The organism is Rahnella woolbedingensis (assembly GCF_003602095.1).
GTDB lineage: Bacteria > Pseudomonadota > Gammaproteobacteria > Enterobacterales > Enterobacteriaceae > Rahnella > Rahnella woolbedingensis.
Genome location: NZ_RAHH01000001.1, coordinates 217,482 through 243,074 on the forward strand (window position 1 = coordinate 217,482; position 25,593 = coordinate 243,074).

At 51.5% G+C, this 25,593-nt stretch carries 29 protein-coding genes; 17 read left to right on the forward strand and 12 right to left on the reverse strand.

The features are described from left to right. Window positions 1-8: 8 nt before the first annotated feature. Window positions 9-701: an HAD family hydrolase gene (locus D6C13_RS00980; protein ID WP_120130978.1), complete on the reverse strand. Its 693-nt coding sequence runs from the start codon at window positions 699-701 to the stop codon at window positions 9-11. Between the two features lie 101 nt (window positions 702-802). Then, complete coding sequence (locus tag D6C13_RS00985; protein WP_120130979.1) at window positions 803-1,147, reverse strand: GlpM family protein; 345 nt, start codon at window positions 1,145-1,147, stop codon at window positions 803-805. Window positions 1,148-1,457: 310 nt separating this feature from the next. Between D6C13_RS00985 and D6C13_RS00990 the strand changes: the two genes are divergently transcribed. Further along, a complete protein-coding gene (locus D6C13_RS00990) occupies window positions 1,458-2,669 on the forward strand; it encodes a serine hydrolase (RefSeq protein ID WP_120130980.1) in 1,212 nt (403 codons plus the stop codon). 82 nt (window positions 2,670-2,751) lie between these two features. On the opposite strand, the gene ybjG is transcribed toward D6C13_RS00990, so the two are convergent. Both ybjG and D6C13_RS01000 read right to left on the reverse strand, forming a co-directional pair. Beyond that, window positions 2,752-3,357, reverse strand: a complete 606-nt coding sequence (ybjG, locus tag D6C13_RS00995) for an undecaprenyl-diphosphate phosphatase (protein WP_120130981.1) — start codon at window positions 3,355-3,357, stop codon at window positions 2,752-2,754. 308 nt (window positions 3,358-3,665) lie between these two features. Then, a complete protein-coding gene (locus D6C13_RS01000; RefSeq protein WP_120130982.1) occupies window positions 3,666-4,400 on the reverse strand; it encodes a class I SAM-dependent methyltransferase in 735 nt (244 codons plus the stop codon). Window positions 4,401-4,487: 87 nt separating this feature from the next. Between D6C13_RS01000 and D6C13_RS01005 the strand changes: the two genes are divergently transcribed. The 4 genes from D6C13_RS01005 to D6C13_RS01020 all read left to right on the forward strand — a co-directional run bounded on the left by D6C13_RS01005 (window position 4,488) and on the right by D6C13_RS01020 (window position 7,380). Beyond that, window positions 4,488-5,009, forward strand: coding sequence for a GNAT family N-acetyltransferase (locus tag D6C13_RS01005; protein ID WP_120130983.1), 522 nt, complete (start codon window positions 4,488-4,490; stop codon window positions 5,007-5,009). Beyond that, entirely contained in the window at window positions 5,002-5,289 is a 288-nt protein-coding gene (locus D6C13_RS01010) for a hypothetical protein (protein ID WP_120130984.1), read from the forward strand. Before D6C13_RS01005 ends, D6C13_RS01010 begins: the two co-directional genes overlap by 8 nt. Before the next feature lie 453 nt (window positions 5,290-5,742). Next, the gene (gene ompC, locus D6C13_RS01015; RefSeq protein WP_120130985.1) at window positions 5,743-6,852 is read left to right on the forward strand and encodes a porin OmpC; all 1,110 of its coding nucleotides are present in this window, start codon (window positions 5,743-5,745) and stop codon (window positions 6,850-6,852) included. 162 nt (window positions 6,853-7,014) lie between these two features. Next, window positions 7,015-7,380, forward strand: coding sequence for a bleomycin resistance protein (locus D6C13_RS01020; RefSeq protein ID WP_120130986.1), 366 nt, complete (start codon window positions 7,015-7,017; stop codon window positions 7,378-7,380). Between the two features lie 217 nt (window positions 7,381-7,597). Here the strand turns inward: D6C13_RS01020 and D6C13_RS01025 are convergent, their stop codons facing one another. Then, entirely contained in the window at window positions 7,598-9,280 is a 1,683-nt protein-coding gene (locus tag D6C13_RS01025) for an aspartate:alanine antiporter (protein WP_120130987.1), read from the reverse strand. Between the two features lie 324 nt (window positions 9,281-9,604). Here D6C13_RS01025 and ybjM point away from each other — a divergent pair, with 324 nt between their 5' ends. After that, window positions 9,605-9,991, forward strand: coding sequence for an inner membrane protein YbjM (ybjM, locus tag D6C13_RS01030; protein WP_120130988.1), 387 nt, complete (start codon window positions 9,605-9,607; stop codon window positions 9,989-9,991). Window positions 9,992-10,030: 39 nt separating this feature from the next. Here ybjM and D6C13_RS01035 read toward each other — a convergent pair whose 3' ends face one another. Continuing rightward, complete coding sequence (locus tag D6C13_RS01035; RefSeq protein WP_120130989.1) at window positions 10,031-10,297, reverse strand: GrxA family glutaredoxin; 267 nt, start codon at window positions 10,295-10,297, stop codon at window positions 10,031-10,033. Between the two features lie 309 nt (window positions 10,298-10,606). On the opposite strand from D6C13_RS01035, the gene nfsA reads away from it, so the two are divergent. From nfsA to D6C13_RS01090, 11 genes are all read left to right on the forward strand, one after another. Beyond that, complete coding sequence (gene nfsA / locus D6C13_RS01040) at window positions 10,607-11,329, forward strand: oxygen-insensitive NADPH nitroreductase (protein ID WP_120130990.1); 723 nt, start codon at window positions 10,607-10,609, stop codon at window positions 11,327-11,329. A gap of 19 nt (window positions 11,330-11,348) precedes the next feature. Continuing rightward, window positions 11,349-12,251, forward strand: coding sequence for a 30S ribosomal protein S6--L-glutamate ligase (rimK, locus tag D6C13_RS01045; protein ID WP_120130991.1), 903 nt, complete (start codon window positions 11,349-11,351; stop codon window positions 12,249-12,251). Window positions 12,252-12,398: 147 nt separating this feature from the next. Then, on the forward strand, window positions 12,399-12,881 hold the full coding sequence (locus tag D6C13_RS01050) for a type III secretion system chaperone family protein (RefSeq protein WP_120130992.1): 483 nt from the start codon (window positions 12,399-12,401) through the stop codon (window positions 12,879-12,881). Window positions 12,882-13,340: 459 nt separating this feature from the next. Beyond that, window positions 13,341-14,450 (forward strand): spermidine/putrescine ABC transporter substrate-binding protein PotF, encoded by a 1,110-nt coding sequence (gene potF, locus D6C13_RS01055; RefSeq protein WP_120130993.1) that lies wholly within the window; start codon window positions 13,341-13,343, stop codon window positions 14,448-14,450. Window positions 14,451-14,717: 267 nt separating this feature from the next. Further along, a complete protein-coding gene (gene potG, locus D6C13_RS01060; RefSeq protein WP_120130994.1) occupies window positions 14,718-15,851 on the forward strand; it encodes a putrescine ABC transporter ATP-binding subunit PotG in 1,134 nt (377 codons plus the stop codon). Window positions 15,852-15,862: 11 nt separating this feature from the next. Then, window positions 15,863-16,816, forward strand: a complete 954-nt coding sequence (gene potH / locus D6C13_RS01065; RefSeq protein ID WP_120130995.1) for a putrescine ABC transporter permease PotH — start codon at window positions 15,863-15,865, stop codon at window positions 16,814-16,816. Then, complete coding sequence (gene potI / locus D6C13_RS01070; protein ID WP_120130996.1) at window positions 16,813-17,658, forward strand: putrescine ABC transporter permease PotI; 846 nt, start codon at window positions 16,813-16,815, stop codon at window positions 17,656-17,658. Before potH ends, potI begins: the two co-directional genes overlap by 4 nt. 45 nt (window positions 17,659-17,703) lie before the next feature. After that, on the forward strand, window positions 17,704-18,171 hold the full coding sequence (locus D6C13_RS01075; protein WP_244212605.1) for a YbjO family protein: 468 nt from the start codon (window positions 17,704-17,706) through the stop codon (window positions 18,169-18,171). A gap of 84 nt (window positions 18,172-18,255) precedes the next feature. After that, window positions 18,256-19,386 carry a 23S rRNA (uracil(747)-C(5))-methyltransferase RlmC gene (gene rlmC, locus D6C13_RS01080; protein ID WP_120130998.1) on the forward strand — a complete coding sequence of 377 codons (1,131 nt, stop codon included), beginning with the start codon at window positions 18,256-18,258 and terminating at the stop codon, window positions 19,384-19,386. Between the two features lie 323 nt (window positions 19,387-19,709). Then, on the forward strand, window positions 19,710-21,005 hold the full coding sequence (locus D6C13_RS01085; protein WP_120130999.1) for an OprD family outer membrane porin: 1,296 nt from the start codon (window positions 19,710-19,712) through the stop codon (window positions 21,003-21,005). A gap of 24 nt (window positions 21,006-21,029) precedes the next feature. Beyond that, on the forward strand, window positions 21,030-21,839 hold the full coding sequence (locus D6C13_RS01090; protein ID WP_120131000.1) for a histidine phosphatase family protein: 810 nt from the start codon (window positions 21,030-21,032) through the stop codon (window positions 21,837-21,839). Between the two features lie 9 nt (window positions 21,840-21,848). Here D6C13_RS01090 and fliR read toward each other — a convergent pair whose 3' ends face one another. Genes fliR through fliM form a run of 6 tightly spaced genes read right to left on the reverse strand, consistent with a single transcriptional unit; the run spans window position 21,849 to window position 25,586 of the window. After that, on the reverse strand, window positions 21,849-22,634 hold the full coding sequence (fliR, locus tag D6C13_RS01095) for a flagellar biosynthetic protein FliR (RefSeq protein WP_120131001.1): 786 nt from the start codon (window positions 22,632-22,634) through the stop codon (window positions 21,849-21,851). Between the two features lie 3 nt (window positions 22,635-22,637). Next, the gene (gene fliQ, locus D6C13_RS01100) at window positions 22,638-22,907 is read right to left on the reverse strand and encodes a flagellar biosynthesis protein FliQ (RefSeq protein WP_013575807.1); all 270 of its coding nucleotides are present in this window, start codon (window positions 22,905-22,907) and stop codon (window positions 22,638-22,640) included. A gap of 55 nt (window positions 22,908-22,962) precedes the next feature. Next, the gene (fliP, locus tag D6C13_RS01105) at window positions 22,963-23,700 is read right to left on the reverse strand and encodes a flagellar type III secretion system pore protein FliP (protein ID WP_120131036.1); all 738 of its coding nucleotides are present in this window, start codon (window positions 23,698-23,700) and stop codon (window positions 22,963-22,965) included. 23 nt (window positions 23,701-23,723) lie between these two features. Then, window positions 23,724-24,161: a flagellar biosynthetic protein FliO gene (gene fliO / locus D6C13_RS01110; RefSeq protein WP_120131002.1), complete on the reverse strand. Its 438-nt coding sequence runs from the start codon at window positions 24,159-24,161 to the stop codon at window positions 23,724-23,726. Continuing rightward, complete coding sequence (gene fliN, locus D6C13_RS01115; protein WP_120131003.1) at window positions 24,161-24,577, reverse strand: flagellar motor switch protein FliN; 417 nt, start codon at window positions 24,575-24,577, stop codon at window positions 24,161-24,163. The genes fliO and fliN overlap by 1 nt, the downstream gene beginning before the upstream one ends. Continuing rightward, the gene (gene fliM / locus D6C13_RS01120; RefSeq protein WP_120131004.1) at window positions 24,570-25,586 is read right to left on the reverse strand and encodes a flagellar motor switch protein FliM; all 1,017 of its coding nucleotides are present in this window, start codon (window positions 25,584-25,586) and stop codon (window positions 24,570-24,572) included. Before fliM ends, fliN begins: the two co-directional genes overlap by 8 nt. Window positions 25,587-25,593: the final 7 nt, after the last annotated feature.

The window sequence follows — 25,593 nt, forward strand, 5'->3', positions numbered from 1 at the left end:
TTTTAAAACTAACAGGCCGCCTGTTGCAGATGGGGATAACGCGACCAGTGCTGAGAATGCCAGCCCTTCGCGACAGCGAGATGTTGTAGCGCTTCGCTGGCATTGATAACCGTCGGAACATCGGCGAATTCCAGCAAAGGCTGGTCGTACAGCGTGTGGCTGTAGGCGAATATTTGCTGATAAACATGAGGTTTGCGGGCTTCCAGCCAAAGTTTCAAGCGCTCGAGGCGGCCCTGATGAAACATCAGATTACCCTCAACCGTACCGCTGAAGCGCTGGTTACTGACTCCGGCCTGCAACCCGATACCGGCATGTGCGCCAAGACGTCTGGCCACCGGCTTCACCAGATGTTCGCCACACGCTGATACGATCAGGATTTCATCCCCGCGAGCCCGGTGCCATTCCAGCCTTTCACGTGCCTGCGGATATACGCGAGGCATGATATCGCGGTGAATAAACCGCTGAACCCAGTTCGCCACAGTCGGGCAACTCAGGCCGCTCATCGGCAAAAATGCGCGGGTAAGATAATCACTGTAATTTGCGACATATTGCGGGGAGAACTGCGCGGGCAGGGCGTGCAACCGGTAATGACTGAGTTCATCCGAAGAGGCATAACCCTGAGAAATCAGCCAGTGCAGCCACAGGTTGTGGCTGTCATCGCAAATCAGGGTATGGTCGAGCTCAAAAATTGCGAGATCCATGGCGCGGATTCCCTCATCTGACAGTCTTCATTCAGCGTAGCGCAATTTTGGCGATTGAGTGTTTTATGAACGCTGTTGCCACGCAATATTCATATGCCGTTTCATCCGGCGTGAAAACGCGTCCACAGGCCAATCAGCGCCCAGGCTGCCAGTGACCAGCAGGCCACGGCGGCAATCAGCGCGTAGGGCAATTTCATCGAACCGATGAAAAAGTATAATGAAAGCAGATACACCATGTAGGGGATCACCGCCCACAGGCCAAAAATGATGGTCGTGCGCAGCGCCTCGATGTTGCGTTCGGTGCCGACAATATAATGGGCAATCAGGGCGAAAGTGGGAAACAACGGCACCAGTCCGGCAATATAATAGTTGCGTGTTTTCGAGAGTATTCCGATCAGGATCACGACCAGTGCGCCGATCAGCGCCTTAAAGACCAAACCTGCCATTTCAGCCCCTGCCTTTAGTTCAGTAACGTTGATATCCCGTTACGGATAACCCGTTTATTGTTATAGATATTTTATATGTATTTATATGCCAAACTGCCGTACATGAGTGAATGGGTCAAGCACTGACTGCCGTTTATATCGCCAGTTGATTTTGCGCAAGCAGCGGAAAACTCGACTATTCTTAAGATCTTTACACTATTTAGGTTTATTCCCGACCCGGAAAGCAGTAGGTTTTACACCTGACAGAGTTGCACAATCTGATTGAAAGATAAGATAAATTTCAGTTACCCGGACAAAAGCGCTGATACCTATGACAATTTCTTCCCAATTCAAACGGACTTTCATTTACGCGCTGGGCAGTGGAATATTCCTGCTGGCGCTTCCTGCCGCTCAGGCGGATAACGGCCCCGTCGCCCCTCAGATTAACGCCAAATCCTGGGTGTTAATGGATTACAACAGCGGGAAAATCATCACCGAATCTAACCCTGATACCCGTCTTGACCCGGCCAGCCTGAGTAAAATCATGGTCAGCTACGTGGTCGGGCAGGCTATTAAATCCGGTAAAATCAAGTCTGACGATCTGGTTTCTGTCGGCAACGATGCCTGGGCAACCGGCAATCCGGTACTGCGCGGATCTTCTCTGATGTTCCTTAAACCCGGTGACCGCGTGCCGGTGTCTGAACTCAATAAAGGTGTTGTTATTCAGTCGGGTAACGACGCCAGTATCGCGCTGGCCGATTACGTTGCCGGCAGCCAGGATTCTTTCGTTAACCTGATGAACCGCTACGCAGAACAGCTGAAACTGCAAAATACGCATTTCAAAACCGTTCACGGGCTTGATGCGGATGGGCAGTACACGTCCGCCACCGATATGGCGCTGCTTTCACAGGCATTGATCCGCGATACGCCGGATGAATACGCGCTGCACAAAGAAAAAGAATTCACCTTTAACCACATTAAGCAGATCAACCGTAACCGTCTGCTGTGGAGTTCCAACCTGAACGTTGACGGTATTAAAACCGGCTACACCTCGGGTGCGGGTTATAACCTGGTGTCTTCTGCCAGTGATTCAACCGGAATGCGACTGATTGCCGTGGTGATGGGCGCGCCGAGTGACCGGATCCGTTTCAGCGAAAGCGAAAGCCTGCTGACCTGGGGTTTCCGTTTTTACGAAACGCTGACGCCGATTAAAGCCGGTGATGCGTTTACCAGCCAGCGCGTCTGGTTTGGGGATGAAAAAATGGTGCCGCTGGGTGTCGCAGAAAATGCGTCGCTGACCATGCCAAAAGGCCAGCTGAAGAATCTCAAAGCCAGCTTTAATCTGACTAATAAGCAGCTTGAAGCGCCACTGGCGAAAAATCAGGTGGTGGGTACGGTAGATTTCAGTCTGGACGGTAAAGTCATTGAGCAGCGTCCGCTGGTGGCATTGCAGGAAGTGAAAGAAACCGGCTTTATTGGCCGTATCTGGGACTTCGTGATGATGAAGATCAGTGGTCTCTGGAGCAGCATTTTTGGGAAGTGATCTCATCTGAGATAAATACCTGCAATAAAAAACGAGGCCATCTCTGAGCCTCGTTTTTTTGCTTTGTGCTTTGTGAAAATATTTAGTTCTGCACCCAGCCTTTCTTAATCGGGAAGGCAAATCCGAAGCGGTAAACCCGGCACATCATCGCGTTAATCTGCTCACCGAACAGGTTCCACACCAGTTGTGCGAACAGACAACCGAGCATACCCACCAGGAATCCGCCGACCATATCGAGTGGCCAGTGAACGCCCAGATAGACACGTGACCATGCGATACCCACGGCGGTAACCATCAGTAACGCACCGGACCACAGGCGGTGCCAGAACAGGAACGACAGCGCGAAAGTGAAGATGGCGGTGCCATGGTCGCTCGGGAATGAACTGTCAGGGGCGTGCTGAATAAAGGTATGCCCGAACCCTTCCACGAAAGGGCGTGCATGAGGGAATAGCAGCGATAACGATTTGGCGGTCGCCATCGCAAAAAGGAGGGCAATTGCCGTTTTGCTGACCAATACGCGTTGCTGGCCGATATTCTCGCGCTGACCCCAAAGCCATAACCCGGCAATCAGCAGGGGGACAATGATGATCAGATCATTTGCCAGAAATCCGGCAAATTTGATCAGCACTTCCGGCGAGGCCGGCGTAGCGTTAATCCAGAGAAAAACCAGATGGTTCAGCTGTTCCATTAAACTACCCTCGAATAAACAGGCCAAAATAGCCTTCAAAAAATTCCCGTCGATCAGTAACAAAACCTTCATAAACGGTGGCTACGTTAAATTGCGCTGTCACTGAGGTAAAGGGGGTATCGTCTGAATTTCCCGAGTCATTGAGCATCGGTATAGTTTCGCGATGAAATAGAGTGTAAAGAGAAGAACTTAAGGAAGCCTTAAGCAGGCGGGAGGACGAGCCTCCCGGCGGTGATGCCTGACGTGAAAAATAAAAGATAAGATTTCAGAAAGTGGGATGCGAACCGTTAACCGTTAACAGATCATAGTTAACGCGTTTTTTGCACTGACATCAGAAACAGCATTGGCCGTTCTGCTTCTTCAGCAAGATCCGGATAAGCAGCAATCTGCTCAGCTGAAGGGCCCCATTCATCCAGATGACGGATAACAAATCCCGCTTCAATCAATGAATTGATATAGGTGCCGAGTTTACGGTGCTGCTTAATGACACCTTCTGCAAACCAGTCAGTCACGCGCTGGCCTTCACGCTGATAACCGTCCACCGGCCAGGTTTTATGGCCTTGCTCGTTGAGCTTCCAGCCCGGCCCGCAAGGCGCGGTATACACCGGATGCTCACCAGAAAACACGAAATGACCACCTGCTTTGAGCGCCTGAAAAATTGTTCGGAACAGCGCAGGCAGGGCGTCGATGTAATGCAGGGTCAGCGAACTGTAGATAAGATCAAACGACGTTTCGGGTAAGGTCAGCGCTTCCAGGTCGCGTCTTTCATAGCGGATGCCCGTATCCGGCGTCATGGAACGGGCTTTTTCCAGCATTTTTTCAGAGATATCCAGCCCGAGAACGTCGGCGGCACCCATTTCACGCGCCGCGCGGCAAAACCAGCCGTAACCACAACCCAGATCTGCCACATGCGCACCGTTCATATCCGGCAGCATCGCTTTCAGGGAAGACCATTCCGGCGCGCCGTCCAGACCGAACTGCGAGCGTCCGAGCCCGGCATAGCCATCAAAGAAGGCCTGATCATCGTAAATATTTTGCGTCATGAGAATGACTCCTATAAAAATAGCCTTAACTGCCAATTCATTTTGGCCTGAACAGTGTAGTGAATAATTTTATGAGAGAGCAATGAAATGGAGATTCGTGAGGCCGTTTTTGCTGATTTAAGCGTATTGCAGCGTCTCGGGCACGAGACCTATCGCCATTATTTTGGTAGCTTGTGGCAAAATAATGATGAGCTGGATGCTTTTCTGGCCGAGGATTTTGGTGACGAGGTGATGCGTCTGAGCCTGAACAGCCCTGACAGCCGATGGCTGGTGGCCGAGGAAAACGGCGGGGCAGTCGGATTTGCGCGGCTCGATTTTAATGTGCAGCCAGAAACCAATGTGACGACAGCATCTGGCGCTAAACTATGCAAACTGTACTTTCTGCCTGAAAGCCGCGCGCGCGGGCTTGGGGCGAAACTGTTTGCGGCGGCGGAACGCGTCGCGAGAGAACACCGGCAACCGGTTCTCTGGCTGGATGTATTGCAGAGCAATCTGTCTGCTATAGGATTTTATCAGCGGCAGGGGATGCATCAGATGGCTGAAACTGCCTATATAACGGCCGCACAAACGACTAAATTGTGGGTAATGAAAAAGGATATCAATGATTAAAATACGCCTGGGCGGCCTGTTCATCACACTGGAAGCAGGGGAAGATATTCCCTACGCACCGGAATATTGTGAACATTACACTTACCTTTTTCATCCGGTCGAAGGCGGTTATGAAATTTTGCGTTACGACGCATATTCAGGCTGGCATAAGCGCCCGGAACAGTTATTTGAAGACGGCCACGAGGCATTTGTATTTGCTTATCAGGCGTACGAAAAGGAATGGAATCAGACCGACGGACGTTTAGGTGGTAAAGGTCAGCATCTCGAAAGAATAATGTAATAAACATTTGTGCAAATAAATCCATCAGCCTCCGGTCCGGAGGCTTTTTTTTTATGGTGAAATTGCAACCCCATTCCCTGAGATATACAAAACATTACATTAGGAGGCTTTTGAAATCTGAGATTATGTTTTCATGCCATAGTCCCGCCGTGAAATTATTATTATGTCCGTGTGTTGCAGTAAAAATTAATACTAATATTAGGGTGAATTGTTTTGCCATAAATCTATGTTTTAAAAGTACTTAATATTATAAATTGTTTGTTTTTTTAAACTTAAACAAATGCCAAACGAAAACTATTTCAAATTTTTTCCGGTTGCAACGGAACTTATCCTGGACTATTTTGACGCCCATCAGTTCCAGGCCTTAAGAAGAAATATAACTTCACGGCGGGCTGATAATAAACTTGCCGGACGGCAATTTAGATAGCTTCCAAATAATCAAGGATATTGATGATGAAATTACGCGCGCTTTCTCTGGTAATTCCTGCTCTGATGATGGCCGGCACTGCGGGTGCTGCCGAAATTTATAATAAAGACGGCAACAAACTTGATCTGTTCGGTAAAGTCGACGGCTTGCATTATTTCTCCAACGATGACAGCACTGACGGCGACCAATCATATATGCGTTTTGGCTTTCGCGGTGAAACCCAAATTAATAGCGAACTGACCGGTTACGGTGAGTGGGAATATCAGGCAGCCCTGAATTCTGCTGAAAGCGCTGATAATAACAACTTTACCCGTGTCGGCTTTGCTGGTCTGAAATTCGGGCAGTGGGGTTCACTGGATTACGGCCGTAACTATGGCGTGATGTATGACGTCGCGTCCTGGACCGACGTACTGCCTGAATTCGGCGGCGATACTTACGGTGCAGACAACTTCATGTTCCAGCGTGCTAACGGCGTGCTGACTTACCGTAACAAAGATTTCTTCGGTGTGGTTGATGGCCTGGACGTTGCTGTTCAGTATCAGGGCAAAAACGGCAGCGCAACCGAATCTAACAACGGCCGCGACGTTCTGGCTCAAAACGGTGACGGCTACGGCATGTCCCTGTCTTATGACCTGGGCGAAGGCTTCAGCGCAGCCGCCGCTATGATGTCTTCTGACCGTACCAATGAGCAAAATGGCCGTAACAATCCGGCAATCATAGGTAACGGCGACAAAGCGACCGCTTACAGCGGTGGTCTGAAATACGACGCGAACAACATCTATCTGGCCGCGATGTACACCCAGAGCTACAACGCTAACCGCTTCGGTAAAGCAGGCAGCACCGCTTACGGTTATGCAGATAAAGCGCAGAACTTTGAAGCGGTAGCGCAATACCAGTTCGACTTCGGTCTGCGTCCGTCTGTTGCGTATGTTCAGTCACACGCCCGTAATGTTCCGGGTTACAGCAACCAGAACCTGACCAAATATGTTGATGTTGGCGCGTCTTACTTCTTCAACAAAAACATGCTGACTTACGTTGATTACAAAATCAACCTGATGGATGACACCCGTCTGACCCGCGACGCCGGCATCAATACCGATGACGTTGTTGCTGTGGGCCTGGTTTATCAGTTCTGATAAACCGACGCTGCCCTTGTTGAGGGCACCTGCGTCTCATGTGTCTGAATCCCCTGCCGAAAGGTGGGGGATTTGCGTTTAACGTCTTCCTTTCTTCACTTTGATGGCTCAGGCATGATGGTGTGAACGTTCAACGACACCCTAGGATATAAGAGAGCCGCTATGACCGATTTCGCCACTCCCAATCTTCCTTCCCGAAACTTCAGCGCAACACAAGATTTCTACGGCAGTTTTGGCTTCCATACGACGTATGTCGATGACGGCTGGCTGATCATGGTACGTGGAACTCTTACGCTGGAATTCTTCCTGCACACAGAGCTTGATCCGCAAACCAGCTGGTTCAGTTGCTGTTTACGCGTCGATGATGCAGATGCCATGTTTGCTGCCTTTAAGGCCGCAGGCATCGGCGAGGATCCTCATTCACGCCCCTGCGTCCATCTGCCCCAAACCCAGTCAGGGATGAAAATGGGAGTCATGATTGATATCGACGGGACATTGGTTCGGGTGATAGAGAATGATAAGGAGTAATAAGGGGTAAGGAATTGTTTTAAAGCCAGAAAAGAAAAAACCCACTAATCTTGAACCTAACGAGGCGGGATTAGTGGGCTCTCCAAATTTGGGGACTTCAAAGAAAAGCAGTGGCACTAATTAAGACTGCGACAGACTTTAAAAGTTCGGTCTATGTGGCAAAATTTTAAAAAAATTATTGATTTTTTTTTGCCACATTACAGTTCAACGACTTACGTCATGCCCCGGGCCAGATGATGACGATCAATGTACCGGCGAGTGTCAGTAATACGTTAGCAATCGCGTAGGTTCCTGCATAACCGAGTGCCGGAATGTTACTGCGGGCTGTATCACTGATGATTTCCATCGCCGGAGCGCAGGTTCGTGCGCCCATGATGGCACCGAACAGCAGCGCGCGGTTCATGCGCAAAACATATGCCCCGAAGATAAAGCAGATCACCACCGGAACCAGGCTGACAATCAGACCGGAAATCAACATCTGTCCGCCGACGGCACCGAGGCCATTATTGATGCCCGCACCGGCACTCAGGCCGACGCCCGCCATAAACACCATCAGACCAAACTCTTTCACCATGTTCAGTGCGCCCTGCGGGATATAGCCGAAAGTAGGGTGGTTGGCGCGCAGGAAACCCAGCATGATCCCGGCGAACAGCAAGCCCGCCGCATTCCCGATACCAAAGCTGAAATTTTTGAACTGGAAGGTGATAAGACCAATCATCAGGCCGACAATAAAGAAGGCGCAGAAGGCCAGTAAATCGGTGAGCTGGCTGTGCACAGAGATAAACCCGATACGCTCTGCCACACTTTTCACGCGTTTTGCATCGCCGCTGACCTGCAAAACGTCGCCTTTATTAAGCACGATACTGTCGTCGATTGGCATTTCAATCTGGCTGCGGATCACACGGTTCAGGAAGCAACCCTGATCGGTCAGATTCAGCTGGCTCAGACGCTTGCCGACGGCGTGGTTGTTCTTGACCACCACTTCTTCGGTGACGATGCGCATGTCGAGCAGGTCACGGTCGAACACTTCCTTGCCGTTACGAAAACTCGGATCAAGACGTGAATGCGCATCCGGATAACCCACCAGCGAGATTTCATCGCCGACTTGTAATACCGCGTCACCGTCCGGCGTCGCCAGAATGCCGTTGCGGCGGATGCGTTCGATGTAACATCCGGTCTGGCGATAAATGCCCAGTTCACGCAGGTTTTTGCCATCCGCCCAGGCCACGAGTTCCTGGCCAACACGATAGGCGCGGATCACCGGCAGATAGACTTTGCGTTTGCTGTCAGTATCCAGCCCGCGCTCGCGTGCAATTTGCTGGGCGCTGGTGGGTAAATCCTGATGCTGTAGTTTTGGCAGATAACGGGCGCCGAAAATCAGGCTGACCAGTCCGATAAGATAGGTCAGGGCGTAGCCGAGACTCAGATTATCCAGTTCGGACCCGAGAAGATTATTGCCGCCCATGGTGTTGCGCAGCGTGTCCCCCGCGCCGACCAGCACCGGCGTAGAGGTCATGGAACCGGCCAGCATACCGGCGGTCAGGCCGATGTCCCAACCAAACAAACGACCGAGCCCGAAAGCCAGCAACATGGCGCTACCGACCATCACCAGCGCCAGCATGAAATAATTTTTGCCGTCGCGGAAGAATATTGAAAAAAAGTTCGGTCCGGCTTCGACACCCACACAGAAAATAAACAGCATAAAGCCGAGGTTCAGGGCTTCGGTATTAATGCTGAAGTGCTGCTGGCCTAAAAGCAGGGAAACCACTAATACGCCAATAGAATTTCCGAGCTGGACAGAACCCAGACGAATTTTCCCCAGACACAAACCGAGTGCCAGAACTACAAATAATAACAGGATGTAATTCCCGTTTAACAAACTAGCGACGTTTATATTCACAAGGATAACTTATTGTTTACCAACAAATTCTTGATATAGGAGAATGTAAAGGATAAATTCAGAAACAGAAAATTCCTACTCGCGCTGCCATCGCCTGATAAAAGGCCGGAGTCAGGGCAAAGCGGCTTTCGGGCGTCATTTTAGTCACAGAAAGGCCGTTCAGCCAGAGAAAAGGCCGTTTAAATATTCTGAAAGCTTTTTTTGTGTTTCGCGGGAGTGCGAGACACCGCAGGCAAAGGAGCCAGAGGGCTCTGACAGGTAAGAAAGAACGCATTTTGTGCAGAGAACCTGTGAAAAACTCGCCAGCTTTAAGGAGGAAGTAAAATGGCAATTTGGCGAACGATAAAAGCACCGGCGACATGTTGTATATTATTTGTAATTGCTTTTATCTTTTTAAAAAATGGTTGGATAATTGTTAGCGATAAATTCCCCGGTCCGGAATACGGGCTGTTGTTATTTCTTTTTCCTGGTGTAATAACGGCTTTAATATTTCGCAGTACGGCGATTTTTTCCACTTTGCTGGGCGCTTTTGCGGCAGTGCCTTTTTGTTTCATTCTGCGCTGGATTTACTACGTTCGCGTACGACCTCCGGTTCAGGAAGTGGCCTATGCCGCCAGCGCGATTTTCTGGTGCGTGCTGGGTGCAATGTTTGTTGTTCTCGCCACAACCGCCTACCGGCAATATCTGACCAATAAAAAAGGCGCTCACTGAGCGCCTTTTTGCTGTGTATATGTCTTTATTCTTTGCGGATCAGTTGCTGAAAAGCGCCAGATTCTCTTTGGCATACGCTTCAAAATCAGTGCAACCGCCGATGTGTTTCTGATCGAGGAAAATCTGTGGAACCGTTTCGACCGGTTTGCCCACGGTTTTTTCCAGGTCGGCTTTAGTGATACCTTCCGCGTGGATATCGATATAACGGAAGTTGAAATCATCACGTTCTTCAGTCAGTTTTTCAGCCAACTCTTTAGCACGCACGCAATAAGGACAGCCAGGACGCCCGAAAATTACTGCAAACATGGAGACTCCTTAGTTAATACCAACAAGATAAAATGAAAGGCGAGTGACTATTTTTGTTATCCACATCACCTTTTTGATGTCGCTACTATGCCTGTTGCAAACCATAAAAAAAAGCAGGAATTACCTGTCAGTCTGATACCTCTGACCTATCTGAATGAACCTGCTGCTGTTTTTGGCCGCCACACATTGTTGCACCAATTGATGCCGCAAACCTTGCAAACGGTGCTCACTGCATGAATGATTGAGACAGTGAGCTCTTTTACTTACACCTTTACCCACACCGTTACTTACATCATTCAGGAATTTTTAATGACGCCGACTATCGACCTTTTGCGCTCACACCGTTCAATTCGCGCCTTTACCGACCAACCGGTAACCGAAGAACAACGCGAGGCCATCATTGGCGCTGCGCAATCAGCATCGACTTCCAGTTTCCTGCAATGCTCTTCTATTATTCGTGTCACCGATCCTTCACTGCGCGAAACTCTGGTGCAGTACACCGGCGGACAAAAATATGTTGCCACTGCGGCTGAATTTTGGGTCTTCTGCGCAGATTTCAACCGTAACTTGCAGATTAATCCCGAAGCTGAACTTGGCCTTGCCGAGCAGTTGCTGCTGGGTTGCGTGGATACCGCGCTGATGGCGCAAAATGCCATGACGGCGGCCGAGTCGCTGGGTCTGGGCGGCGTATTTATCGGCGGGATCCGCAATCAGGTGGAGGATGTTGTCACGCTGCTGAAATTGCCAAAATTCGTTATGCCGCTGTTTGGTTTTTGCATCGGTACACCCGCGCAGGATCATCAGGTGAAACCGCGTATGCCGCAGTCCATGCTGGTTCACGAAAACACTTATCAGCCAGTGAATAAAGCGGTGCTGGCGGAATATGATGAAGAACTGAGTCAGTATTACTTACAGCGGGACAGCAATGCGCGTCGCGATACCTGGAGTGACCTGATCATGCGCACGCTGAAAAAGGAACAGCGTCCTTTCATGCTGGACGCATTGCACAAGCAAGGTTGGGCAACACGCTAACACGGCGACGGAGTGTCGGATGAAAATTGCAATTCTTTCCCGTGACGGGTCTTTGTATTCGTGTAAGCGCCTGAAGGAAGCGGCAGAATCACGCGGGCATGAGATAGACATCATTGACCCGCTTTCCTGCTATATGAATATCAATCCGGCTGCGCCCAGTGTGCATTATCGCGGACGTCAGCTCGATAAGTACCACGCGGTTATTCCACGTATTGGTTCTGCGATCACTTTTTATGGCACCGCGGTGTTACGCCAGTTTGAAATGCTGGGCAGTTTTCCGCTCAATGAATCGGTGGCCATTACCCGTGCGCGCGATAAATTACGCTCCATGCAGATTCTGGCGCGTGAAGGCATTGATTTGCCGATCACCGGTTTTGCGAATGCGCCGGACGATACGTCGGATTTGATTGCGCTGGTCGGTGGTGCGCCGCTGGTGGTAAAGCTGGTGGAAGGCACGCAGGGCATCGGCGTGGTGCTGGCGGAAACCCGTCAGGCGGCGGAAAGTGTGATTGACGCCTTTCGTGGACTGAACGCGCATATTCTGGTGCAGGAATATATTGCTGAAGCGCAGGGGCGTGATATCCGCTGTCTGGTCGTGGGCAGGAAAGTGGTGGCGGCGATTGAGCGTCAGGCCAAGCCGGGTGATTTTCGCTCCAACCTGCATCGCGGCGGCACGGCGACTCAGGTCAAAATCACGCCAGAAGAGAAAGAAATTGCAGTAAAAGCGGCGCTGACACTCGGGCTGGATGTCGCCGGTGTGGATATTTTGCGCGCTAACCGCGGCCCGCTGGTGATGGAAGTCAATGCGTCGCCGGGGCTGGAAGGGATCGAAACGACCACCGGGCTGGATATCGCCGGTATGATGATTGACTACATTGATCAACGGGCGCGACCGGGATTTCGTCTGAAATCCGGCGGCTAATTCTCATTTCACCGCGCTAATGTCCATCAATCCGGTATTGATCGTAGCGCTAACCGGCAATATTCCGTAAGCTATGACCCCTTCGTAATGCCGATAGCGTTACGAAGGGGTTGTTATTTTCGTTGTGTTGAACTCGTGAGGCATTCTATGGATTCGCTCATCGTCCCTGATTTAGCGCTGCTGCGGCGCTGGCTGGATCAGCTGGGCATCTCTTTTTTCGAGTGTGATTCCTGTCAGGCTCTCCATTTGCCGCATATGCAGAATTTTGATGGTATTTTTGATGCCAAACTCGATATCGTAGACAACGTTATTTTGTTCTCTGCGCTGGCCGAAGTAAAACCGACGGCGCTGATCCCGCTGGTCGCTGACCTGAGCTCGATTAATGCCAGCTCCCTGACCATTAAAGCGTTTGTTGATATTCAGGACGATAATCTACCGAAGCTGATTGTCTGCCAGTCGCTGACGATTGCGGTGGGTGTAACCGAAGAGCAGTTTGCTTTCTTCCTGCAACAGGCAGAAGAGCAGATGTCGATGATTATTCTCGAAGCGCATGCCAATGACCTGCTGTTCCTCGGTGATGAAGAAGAAGGCGCGCCGGTCCCTTCCGTGAATTTACCGTTGCTGCACTGATTTTGTTTTATCTGCCATTTCCCTGATGGCAGTTATTTCTGTAAAGACGTTTTCCCCCTTGAAGATCCTTTTCTGCGAGCCGTGTTTATTGCGGCTCCGCTGCCTTTATTCGCTTTCGCCATAAGTTATGCTGGGATTGTGCCATTGTTGCCGGATATTTCACTTTGTTAAAAGGCAAAATGCCAGACGGTATAGACTAAATCTGCATAATTAATCGATAAACGCTGGTTTTGCCTCAGGAGGCTGGTACACGGGGGTTGCAGGCGCTATGCTTCTGACTCTGCATCAAGCGTGATTACGTCGTAAAACCAAACGGTTAATTCGCAGGCAGCGTATGCGTCAACGTTGAATGCCTATGCACATTCGTGGACGGCAATTGGCCTTAGTGTGAAAGGTTTTGTATTCGTTTCAGTGATACAAATTCAATTTTATATTCCCCTGTCTTGGAGGTAGTAACGGATGTTCACCCTGCGTAAAAAGTGGTTATCGGGTGTTGTCGCCGGCCTGGTTATGGCTGCGTCCGTCACAGCGTCTGCGGAAGAAAAAACGCTGCACATCTATAACTGGTCCGATTATATCGCGCCAAATACCGTGCCTGATTTCCAGAAGGAAACCGGCATTAAAGTGGTTTACGACGTGTTTGACTCCAACGAAGTGCTGGAAGGCAAACTGATGGCGGGCAGCACCGGTTTTGATTTGGTGGTGCCATCGGCCAGTTTCCTTGAACGTCAGCTGGCGGCAGGCGTCTTCCAGCCGCTGGATAAGAGCAAACTGCCAAATTACAAAAATATGGATCCTGATCTGCTCAAGATGGTGGCGCAGCACGATCCGGGTAACAAATACGCTATCCCTTATCTGTGGGCGACCACCGGCATCGGCTATAACGTCGAAAAAGTGAAAGCAGTTCTGGGCAAAGATGCGCCGGTCGACAGCTGGGATTTAGTTCTCAAGCCTGAAAACCTCGAGAAACTGAAAAGCTGCGGCGTTTCTTTCCTCGATGCGCCAGCTGAAATCTACGCCACTGTGCTCAATTATCTGCATCTGGATCCGAACAGTACCAAAGCGTCCGATTACACCGGTGCGGCCAACGATCTGCTGCTGAAACTGCGTCCGAACATTCGTTATTTCCACTCTTCCCAGTACATCAATGACCTGGCGAATGGTGATATCTGTGTGGCGATTGGCTGGGCAGGGGATGTGATGCAGGCGTCGAACCGCGCGAAGGAAGCCAAGAATGGCGTGAACGTGGCGTACAGCATTCCGAAAGAAGGGGCGCTGGCCTTCTTCGATGTGTTTGCTATCCCGGCGGATGCGAAAAATCTCGATGAAGCGTATCAGTTCCTGAACTACCTGATGGAACCGAAAGTCATCGCGCAAATCAGTAACACCGTTTACTACGCCAGCGGCAACAAAGCCGCGACGCCACTGGTGAATGAAGACGTGCGTAATAACCCTGGCATTTATCCACCAGCAGACGTTCAGGCTAAGCTTTTCACCCTGAAAGTTCAGGATCCGAAAATCGACCGAGTTATCACACGAGCGTGGACCAAGGTTAAAACCGGCAAATAAACCCGTCATACTTCAAGCTACAGATGCGTTGGCTGCGTTCGCTCACCCGAATCACTTACTTGTGTAAGCTCATCGGGATCCGCTCACTTGCCGCCTTCCTGTCACTCGAATTATTTAGGGTTTAATCGAAAGCGGCTCCGCACAATCATGGCGGGGCCGCTGACGTTTTGCTTCTGGCTGTATTTTGGGCATACGAATCAGGCACTTTTCCCCCTGACTGTTATGCTTATTTGAACCGCTTTATTCTGATACCGGAGATTTCTCTGAGTGAACGACGCTATCCCCCGCCCGCAGCCTAAGTCCCAGAAGGGCTTCACGCCTTTGCTGGAAATCCGCAATCTGACTAAATCTTTTGATGGCCAGGCCGCCGTTGATGACGTGAGCCTGACCATTTACAAAGGCGAGATTTTCGCACTGCTCGGCGCGTCCGGCTGTGGGAAATCCACCCTGTTGCGCATGCTGGCCGGTTTCGAACAGCCCACACAGGGTCAGATCGTGCTGGATGGCGTAGATCTTTCGCTGGTGCCGCCGTATCAGCGTCCGATCAACATGATGTTCCAGTCTTACGCTTTGTTTCCGCACATGACGGTCGAACAAAATATCGCCTTCGGCCTCAAGCAGGACAAGCTGCCGTCGGCAGAAATCAAAAGCCGCGTGGCAGAAATGCTGACGCTGGTGCACATGCAGGAATTCGCAAAGCGTAAGCCGCATCAGCTTTCCGGCGGTCAGCGCCAGCGTGTGGCGTTGGCGCGCAGTCTGGCGAAACGACCAAAATTATTGCTGCTCGATGAACCCATGGGTGCGCTGGATAAAAAGTTGCGTGATCGTATGCAGCTGGAAGTGGTGGATATTCTGGAGCGCGTCGGCGCGACCTGCGTCATGGTCACGCACGATCAGGAAGAAGCGATGACCATGGCCGGGCGTATCGCCATCATGAACCGTGGCAAATTCGTGCAAATCGGTGAGCCGGAAGAAATCTACGAGCACCCGACCAGCCGTTTTAGCGCCGAATTTATCGGCTCTGTGAATGTTTTCGAAGGCGTACTGAAAGAACGCCTGGACGATGCGCTGGTCCTGACATCGCCGGGTCTGGTTCATCCGCTGAAAGTCGATCCGGATGTCTCGGTAGTTGACGGCGTTCCGGTGTTTGTCGCGCTGCGTCCGGAAAAAATCATGCTGTGCGAACAGGTACCGGAAGACGGTTGCAACTTTGCCGTCGGTGAAGTGGTGAATATCGCGTATCTCGGCGACCTGTCGATTTATCACGTCCGGTTGCACAGCGGTCAGATGATCACCGCGCAATTGCAAAACGGCCATCGTTTCCGTAAAGGGATGCCGACCTGGGGCGACGAAGTGCGTCTGTGCTGGGAAGCCGACAGCTGTGTCGTGCTGACTGTTTAAGGGGGATGAAAATGTCTGTAATCTCCGAAGTGCCGTCCGGTAAACCTCCGGGCGGATTTAAAGCCTTCACCGGTCGTTTACAACAACGTCATGGCCGCAAACTGGTGATCCTGCTGCCGCTGGTGTGGTTCCTGCTGCTGTTTTTACTGCCGTTTCTGATTGTTTTTAAAATCAGTTTTGCCGAAATGGCGCGCGCTATTCCGCCGTATACCGATCTGGTCACCTGGTCAGACGGCATGTTGGATATCGCGCTGAACATCGCTAACTACATCGGGCTGACGCAGGATCCGCTGTATATCGATGCCTATCTGCAATCGCTGGAAGTGGCGGCGATTTCCACCGTGCTGTGCCTGCTGATTGGCTATCCGCTGGCGTGGGCGGTGGCACACAGCCGCACCTCGACGCGCAATATCCTTTTGTTGCTGGTGATTTTACCTTCCTGGACGTCATTCCTGATCCGCGTTTATGCCTGGATTGGTATTCTCAAAGACAACGGTGTGCTCAATAACGTGCTGCTCTGGTTGCATGTTATCGACCAGCCGCTGGTCATTCTGCACACCAATCTGGCGGTTTATATCGGCATTGTGTATTCGTATCTGCCGTTTATGGTGTTGCCGATTTATACCGCACTGACCCGCATGGATTACTCGCTGGTAGAAGCGGCGCAGGATCTCGGTGCGCGTCCGATGAAAACCTTCTTCAAAGTGATTATGCCGCTGACCAAAGGCGGGATTATTGCCGGTTCGATGCTGGTGTTTATTCCGGCGGTAGGGGAGTACGTGATCCCGGAACTGCTCGGCGGGCCGGACAGCAACATGATTGGCCGCGTTCTGTGGCAGGAATTCTTCAATAACCGCGACTGGCCGGTGGCTTCAGCGGTGGCGGTAGTCATGTTATTGCTGCTGATCATGCCAATCCTGTGGTTCCAGAAATACCAAAACAAAGAGCTGGGAGACAAAGAATGAATCAGTTACCGGTTGTCCGTTCGCCGTGGCGAATTCTTATTCTGGTTCTCGGCTTTACGTTTTTGTACGCCCCGATGCTGATGCTGGTTATTTACTCGTTTAACAGCTCCAAGCTGGTAACGGTCTGGGCTGGCTGGTCTACCCGCTGGTATACTCAGCTTTTTCACGATTCTGCGATGATAAGCGCGGTCGGTACGAGTCTGACCATTGCTACCGCTGCCGCCACGATGGCGGTGATTGTCGGTACACTGGCGGCGGTCGTGATGGTGCGTTTTCAGCGTTTTCGCGGTTCAACTGGTTTTGCCTTTATGCTGACCGCGCCGCTGGTTATGCCCGATGTGATTACCGGTTTGGCGCTGCTGCTGCTGTTTGTGGCGATGGGGCACGCGTTTGGCTGGCCTGCTGAACGCGGCATGTTCACCATCTGGCTGGCGCATGTGACGTTTTGTAGTGCTTACGTGGCGGTAGTGGTATCTGCGCGCCTGCGTGAACTGGACCGGTCGATTGAAGAAGCGGCGATGGATTTAGGCGCAGCACCCCTGAAGGTGTTCTTTATCATCACGCTGCCGATGATTTTACCGGCGCTGATTTCCGGCTGGCTGCTGGCGTTTACGTTATCGCTCGACGATCTGGTGATTGCCAGTTTCGTCGCCGGACCGGGCTCGACCACCTTACCGATGCTGGTGTTTGCCAGCGTTCGTATGGGGGTGAATCCGGAAATCAACGCACTGGCGACGCTCATCTTGCTGGTGGTTGGCATCATCGGCATGATTGCCTGGTGGTTTATGTCGCGGGCGGAAAAGCAGAGAAGAAAAGAGATCCAGCGCGCGCAGCAAGCGTGAATATTGAGATAATTTTCAGGGCGGATTTTTCCGCCCTGAACGTAAATGGAGAGTCCAAAAGGATTTATGAAACTGGCCTTTATCCCTGTTCCTGTCATGATCGGGGCGTCGGCGATCGTCGCGACGCGCTTACTCGAATTCATTTTATTGTTCGATGCCATGGGCTTTTCAGGGCTGATGAGTTTTATCGAAGTCAGTGCACAATCCTGGCTAAATTGTTTCATCATGCTGGCCAGTCTGCTGATTATTCTGGTCGAATGTCGTGCCGCGTATGCCATGATGCGTGGCCGCCGCTGGGGGCGTCGGGCATTCATCGGATGTCAGGTGATCGTGGTGGGTTACATGCTGCTGGCGTCATTTGACTGGTTCGCACCGCGCATCTTTCGCTTCAATGTCGAAACGCAGGGCCAATTTCTCTACGCGCTGCTGATGCAAAAAATCCCCGATATTCTGTTACTGTTACTGTTGTATGTGCCGGCCAGCAGCCGAAAATACTTCTCCCGCAACAAATAGCCAGAGCGTAAATGAGCCTTTCCCGTCGCGCAGTGGTAAACTGCGCGCCAGTTTTTGTACCGCATTCACTGACCGGACTTTTTTATGCATTGCGCACTTTATACCGCAGGAACCTGCCGTTCCTGCCAGTGGCTCGACAAACCTTATTCACAGCAGTTAGCCGATAAGCAGCAGGATCTTAGTGATCTGCTGTCAGAACTGCCGGTGGGTGAATGGTGTGAACCGGTCACCGGCGCGGAACTTGCTTTTCGCAATAAAGCCAAAATGGTGGTCAGCGGCAGCGTGGAGCGTCCGTTGCTCGGGATGCTGCACCGTGATGGCACGCCGGTCGATTTGTGTGAATGCCCGCTGTATCCGGCCAGTTTTCCGGCGGTATTTTCGGTTCTCAAAACCTTTATCGCCCGCGCCGGACTGACGCCATACAACGTGGCGCGTAAACGCGGTGAACTTAAATTCCTGTTACTGACCGAAAGCCAGAAAGACGGCGGCATGATGTTGCGCTTCGTGTTGCGCTCGGAAACCAAACTGGCGCAACTGCGCGCCGCACTGCCGTGGCTGCAACAACAGTTGCCGCAGCTGAAAGTGATTTCCGCCAACATCCAGCCGGTGCATATGGCGATCCTCGAAGGCGATACCGAAATTCCGCTGACGGACGTCCAGCGTCTGGAAGAAGAATTTAATCATGTGCCGCTGTTTATCCGCCCGCAGAGCTTCTTCCAGACCAATCCGGTAGTGGCTGAAAAACTCTACGCCACGGCGCGTGACTGGGTGAGGGCGCGCGCTGATATCACCAGTATGTGGGATTTATTCTGCGGCGTCGGCGGTTTTGGCCTGCACTGCGCCACGCCAGCAATGAAACTGACCGGGATTGAAATCAGCGCAGAAGCCATTGATTGTGCGAAGGAATCAGCTGCCCGGCTGGGACTGCAAAACGTCGAGTTTCAGGCGCTGGATTCCACCGGTTTCGCGACCGGAAAAGGCGAGGTGCCCGATCTGGTGCTGGTGAATCCACCACGTCGTGGAATCGGCAAAACACTGTGTGATTATCTTGGCCGTATGGCGCCTGCCACCTTGCTTTATTCCAGCTGCAACGCGCAGACGATGGCGAAAGATCTGACATTGCTGCCGGAATATCAGATTGAGCGCGTACAGCTTTTTGATATGTTCCCGCACACGTCTCATTATGAAGTGATGGCGTTATTAAAACGGCGGTAAAGCAGGGAATATAGCGCAGGTAATCAGCGGAACAATTCACAAGAACGGCTAATTTTCTCCGATAAATGAGATTCAATTCTATTTGAAAGGGAGTGACTGAGTTCACAAATCGCTATTTTAGTTTGAAAAGTGATATCGACATCTTGTTTTTGTTTTTCCAAATTCGCTATATTCCCCGTCGGATTGTTACTGCATTCGCAGGCAAAACCTGAACAGAAATTTCCCGCGCCTCGTGGAATTTTTGTTCAGGTTTTTTTTTGCCTGTAAGACATGCGCGATGAAACTTCTCATGACTTCAGGTTATGATTTTGAGATGACAGGCTATGGAAAAGCATACTTTGGCACTGACCGCCGCACTTTTGGGAACACCAGTAATGGCATTTGCCGGAATTGACTCTCTGGCGGAAAGCGATTTTATTAAAGACAGCTCATTGGAACTGGGAACGCATAATATCTGGCGATACTTAGATGAAGGTGAAACAGGAAAGCGTAACATACATTCCGCATGGGGGCAGGGACTGGCACTGGATTACAAATCAGGTTATTTAGGCGATTTCATTGGAATAGACTCTTCTTATTATGGCGTGATTAAACTGGCTGCTGCGGATAATTTTGCGTCGCGTGGTGTCTTGTATAACGACAATGGTCATTCAAAAGGATTTAATAAGCTCGGGCAGATTTACGGCAAAGTTAAATTCTCAGAATCTGGTGTTAACGGTAATCTTTATGGCGGCTGGAAATTGCTTAAACTCGGTGCACTCGCCACCTCAATGCGCGCCGCGCCAAATACTTACAATGGCTGGAGCGGTGATGTGACCTACGAGGACTACCGGTTGCGCCTGGCTTATGTCACGAAATCACTGAACCGCGATTCACCGGATAAGGTGGATTTTATGACAAATGATTCCCACGCCATTAATTCTATTTACACCGGTGACTTCCAGTATAAAAACGATTATCTGACAGCGTTATATTTTTATGGCGAGAGTGAGGATTATCTGCGCAGAAACGGGCTGGAACTGAATATTAAACAAAATAAGGCCATATCCTACGGTGTGCAGATTTATCTTACCGAAGCGCTGGATAAATGGGACAGCATGGCGAACAGTAAAAAAGATTTCGATAACCGCGCCAATCATTATGCCTCTGACGTTACCTGGAAGTATAACCGCTGGGTAACCAAAGGTGGACTGGCCTATACCGATGCGAATAAAGAAGGCGGTATCGGGATGTATCCGAGGCATATGAGTAAGAATTCGCGCGGTACGTTTAATTCAATGACCACTGCAGGTCTGGATTATATGCGTGATGAGGAAAAAGCCTTATCACTCGATGTCGGCTATCAGATAACGCCGGAGATTGTATTAGGCATCAACACGCACTACGGATTTTTCGATTATCAGGGGCAGGGGGTGAGAGAAGGGGAGCTTAACGTTTATACCCTGTGGAAACCAGCCTCTGAAAAACTCAAAGACTTATCGATATTCGCCATGATAGGGCCGGGGAGAACTTATCAACATAACGGAACTGCGCCAGTTGTCGATGAACACGGAAATATTAAACACGCCAACAGTTTTGCGGCGGAGTTTCGCCTGAATTACACCTTCAAAGTATTCTGATATTCATTAAACAAGGACATCGCGATGAAAAATATGCTGCAAAAAACGTTTCTGTCATTCCTGGCTTTCACGCTGCCGCTGTTATCCCTCAATCTGCAGGCCGCGCCATCCGCGGCACCGGTTGCACAAACGGCCAGTGACAAAGGTGAGGTCACGATTTACGTCACGCGTCACGGCAAAACCCTGTTCAATGCCGCACACCGCGCTCAGGGCTGGTCAGATACGCCCCTGACGGCGGCGGGTGTTGAAGTGGCGGAGCAACTGGGGCGTGGTCTGAAAGAAGTGCCATTCGCTGCGGCATATCCCAGTGATTCCGGTCGTGCGCGCGAGACGGCAAAATTAGCCCTGACCGCCGCCGGACAGCCTTTGCCGGTGACGGAAGACCAACGTCTGCGCGAAACCTTCTTCGGCAGTTATGAGGGCGAACTTGACGATGTGATGTGGGAACCGGTGGTGAAAAAGCTCGGATTTGCTGATTTACATGCCCTGACGCAGGCGTTGTCAAAGGGTCAGGTCACCATGAAGCAAATGATGAACACGCTGGCAGAGTTGGACCCGTCGCATACTACGGAAAATGCTGCACAGGTACATGCGCGGATGCAGGCTGCGCTGCACGATATCGCACAAAAAGTCAGCGCAAATGGCGGTGGCAATGAGCTGATTGTGTCTCACGGCATGGCGATTATGGCCATGCTTGAAGGGATGACGCAGGAAGAAAATTTACGTTCGCCGTTACAGAACGCCAGCGTCACAGTGATCACCTATAAAGACGGTAAGTTCACCGTGGGAAAAGTGGGCGATATGCAGTTTGTGGAAAAGGGTAAACAGCCGTAAACGCAGGCGCTAATCCATCGCCATCTGATTCACGATAAGCACAATCTTATCGAGGATCTCACTGAACAGGTGCTCGCTGAACGGGGCGAGCATCGGCATCATCAGGCTGATAGCCAGAATACCGATGCTGAGCGTCAGCGGAAAACCGATAACGAAAACGGAAAGCTGTGGCGTGACGCGGTTTAACAGGCCGAGCGCCATGTTCAGCGTCAGCAGCAGCGTCACGATCGGTAATGCCAGCATCATTCCGCCACTGAACACGATACTGCCCGCTTTGGCGACGGCCATAAAACCTTCGGCATTGACCGGATTTGGGCTGATAGGCAGAGTGTGGAAACTGTCGGCCAGCAGCGAAATCAGCCACAGATGCGCGTTAAAAGTCAGGAACAGCAGCACCGCCAGCAAGTTTAAAAACTGTGCCAGCAGCGGGGTGTTCAGACGGTTGCTCGGGTCATAAAACGTGGCGAAAGAAATCCCCATTTGCAAACCCATAATTTCGCCTGCCATACGGATAGCCGCAAAGGCCAGCTGCATAGTGATGCCTAGCGCCGTGCCAATCATGATTTGCTGCATCGCCAGCCACAGCGCGGGCGTGGAGAAAATCGGCGTGTCCACAGGCGGCAGGGAAGGTGCAATCAGGAAGGTGATCATCATTCCCAGACCGAGTTTCACCCGGTTAGGAACTGACTTTTCACTGGTGATCGGCGCGGTGCTGATCAGCGCCAGAATTCGCAGCAGAGGCCAGAAATACATGCTCAGCCATCCGGCGAGCTGGGTGCTGTCGAAGGAAACCATAGATTAACCGATGATGTAAGGCAGGTTGGTAAATAACGTGCGCATGTAATCCAGCAGCAGATTCAGCATCCACGGTCCGGCGATAACGATAGTCGCCACCACGGCCAGGATCTTAGGGATGAAAGACAGCGTTTGTTCGTTGATCTGCGTCGCCGCCTGCAGCAGGCTGACGATAAGCCCGGTGACCAGTGCGGCCAGCAACAAAGGCGCAGCGACGGCCAGCGCGACCTTCATCGCCTCATTACCCAATGCCATTACCGATTCAGGAGTCATAGTTTCTCACAAAAGAAGACGGTCAACCCCCTCCCGTTCGCAGGGGAGGAGCGAATTAACTGTAAAAACTCTGCGCCAGCGAACCCAGCAACAGTTGCCAGCCGTCGACCAGCACGAACAGCATCAGCTTGAACGGCAGCGAGATGGTGGCCGGTGGCACCATCATCATCCCGAGCGCCATCAGCACGCTGGCGACCACCAGATCGATAATCATGAACGGAATAAATACCGTGAAGCCAATCTGGAACGCGGTTTTCAGTTCGCTGGTGACATACGCCGGTAACAAAATGCGCATCGGGACCGCTTCAGGCCCGGCCAGTGGCGGGATATTCGCCAGACGTGCATACAGTGCCAGGTCGCTTTCGCGGGTCTGGCGCAGCATGAACTGACGCAGCGGTTGTGCGCCTTTGTCCATCGCATCCTGCATGGTGATTTTGTTTTCCGTAAACGGCTGATAGGCATCGCTGTAAATTTTGTCGAAAACCGGTGCCATCACGAAGAAGGTCAGAAACAGCCCCAGCCCCAGTAATACCTGGTTTGGTGGCGCGGATGGCGTACCCAGCGCATTTCGCAGCAGGCCGAGCACGATAATGATTCGGGTGAAACTGGTACACATCAGCAGCATCGCCGGTAACAGCGTCAGCGTGGTGATAAACACCAGCGTCTGGATCGGCAGTGACCAGTTTTGCGCGCCGTTAGACAGCTGCTGGCTGATGATACCCGGCAGTTGCGCGAACGCCGCCGGGCTGATGAACAGCAGCAGCGGCAGGCAAAGGGTAAGGGCGGATTTCATTACTTTCTTCACGACGGACTGAGTCATGCCTGCTTTCCCGGACGTTTCAACATTTTCTGCATCAGCTGACGGAAATCAGCGGGCGTATTATTCGGATTGTCAGATCCCGGTATCTGTTCGACCGGCGGCGAGCTCAGGGTATGCAGCGCAGTGATGTTTTGCGCGGTCACACCCAGCACCAGCCAGGTATTATCAACTTCAACAATCACCACTTTTTCGCTACGTCCCACCTGCACGCTGGCGGTCACTTTCAGCAGTTTGTTATTTTTAGACTGTGGCGCGAAACCGGCGCGCTTAACGACCCAGCCGATAAACAGGATCAGCAACAGTATGCCGCCAAGCACGGAACTGACCTGCGTCAGCACCGAACTGGCGGGCAAAGCCTGAGGCGTCGCCTGCGTGGTGGCATGGTTTACCGGGCCGGAAATGTACGGTGAATCCGTCGCGGTACTCTGGCTCATCAGCGGCTCAGACGACGCATACGTTCGGATGGCGTGATGATGTCAGTGATACGCACGCCGTATTTATCGGCGACGACAACCACTTCACCCTGCGCAATCAGATATCCGTTGATCAGGATATCCAGCGGCTCACCGGCCAGACCATCGAGTGCCACCACAGAACCCTGAGAAAGGCGCAGCAGTTCTTTGATGGTCATTTTGGTACGGCCTAATTCGACGGTCAGTTTCACCGGAATATCGAGGATCATGTCGATGTCCTGCAAACTTCCCGAACCGTCCTGGGCACCCAGCGCGGCGAAAACACCGTCAGTTGACGCTTTTGCGCCGCCCGCAGACTGTTGTTCGTTAAACGCATCAGCCCATAAATCGTCAACGTTATCCGATCCGGCGTCAGACGGTTTATTGGTGTCACTCATGGGGCTGTTCCTCATCTAGAGAATTTAAAATTGGGTTGATCAAATGTTCAACGCGCAGGGCGTATTGTTCGTTTAAGGTGCCATATTGGCTGGTCAGTACCGGCACGCCATCGACATGGGCAATCAGCCGATCCGGCTTTTCAATCGGCAAAACATCGCCCGGCTGAAGTTTGAGGATCTGCGACAGGCGCAGCGGGATTTCGACGAAATTCGCCACCAGTTCCAGCTCAGACTGCTGAACCTGAGTGACCAGATTTTCGCGCCACTGACTTTCTTCGTGACGGGAGTTTTCAACCGGTGGATTGGTCAGCAACTCACGCAAAGGTTCGATCATGCTAAACGGAATACAGATGTTGAAATCACCGCTCAGTGCACCGATTTCGACATGGAATGGCGTAGTCACCACGATGTCGTTCGGCGAAGAAGTGATGTTGGTGAATTTAATCTGCAATTCCGCACGGACATATTCCACGCTCAGCTTGTAAACACCGCTCCACGCATCTTCGTAAGCATCCAGTGCCAGCGTGAGCATGCGTTTAATGACGCGCTGTTCGGTATGGGTGAACTCGCGCCCTTCGACTTTCGTCGGGAAACGTCCATCGCCGCCGAACAGGTTATCCACTGCGATAAACACCAGGCTTGGCGCAAACACAAACAGAGCGGTGCCGCGCAAAGGTTTCAGGTGGATCAGGTTGAGGTTGGTCGGTACCGGCAGGTTGCGGGCAAACTCGTGGTAGGGCTGGATTTTGATTGCCCCTACGGTGATGTCCGGGCTGCGGCGCAACAGGTTAAACAGCCCCATACGGAAATGACGGGCAAAACGCTCGTTAATGATTTCCAGAGCCTGCAGCCGCTCACGAACAACGCGGCGCTGCGTCGTGGGGTCAAAAGGTTTTACACCGTCATCAGCCGCGGCGGCCTGTGAGGTAGCTGAATTGTCAGGTGCGCTGTCACTGTCACCATTGAGCAGCGCGTCGATCTCGGCCTGTGAAAGAATGCTGTCGCCCATAATATGT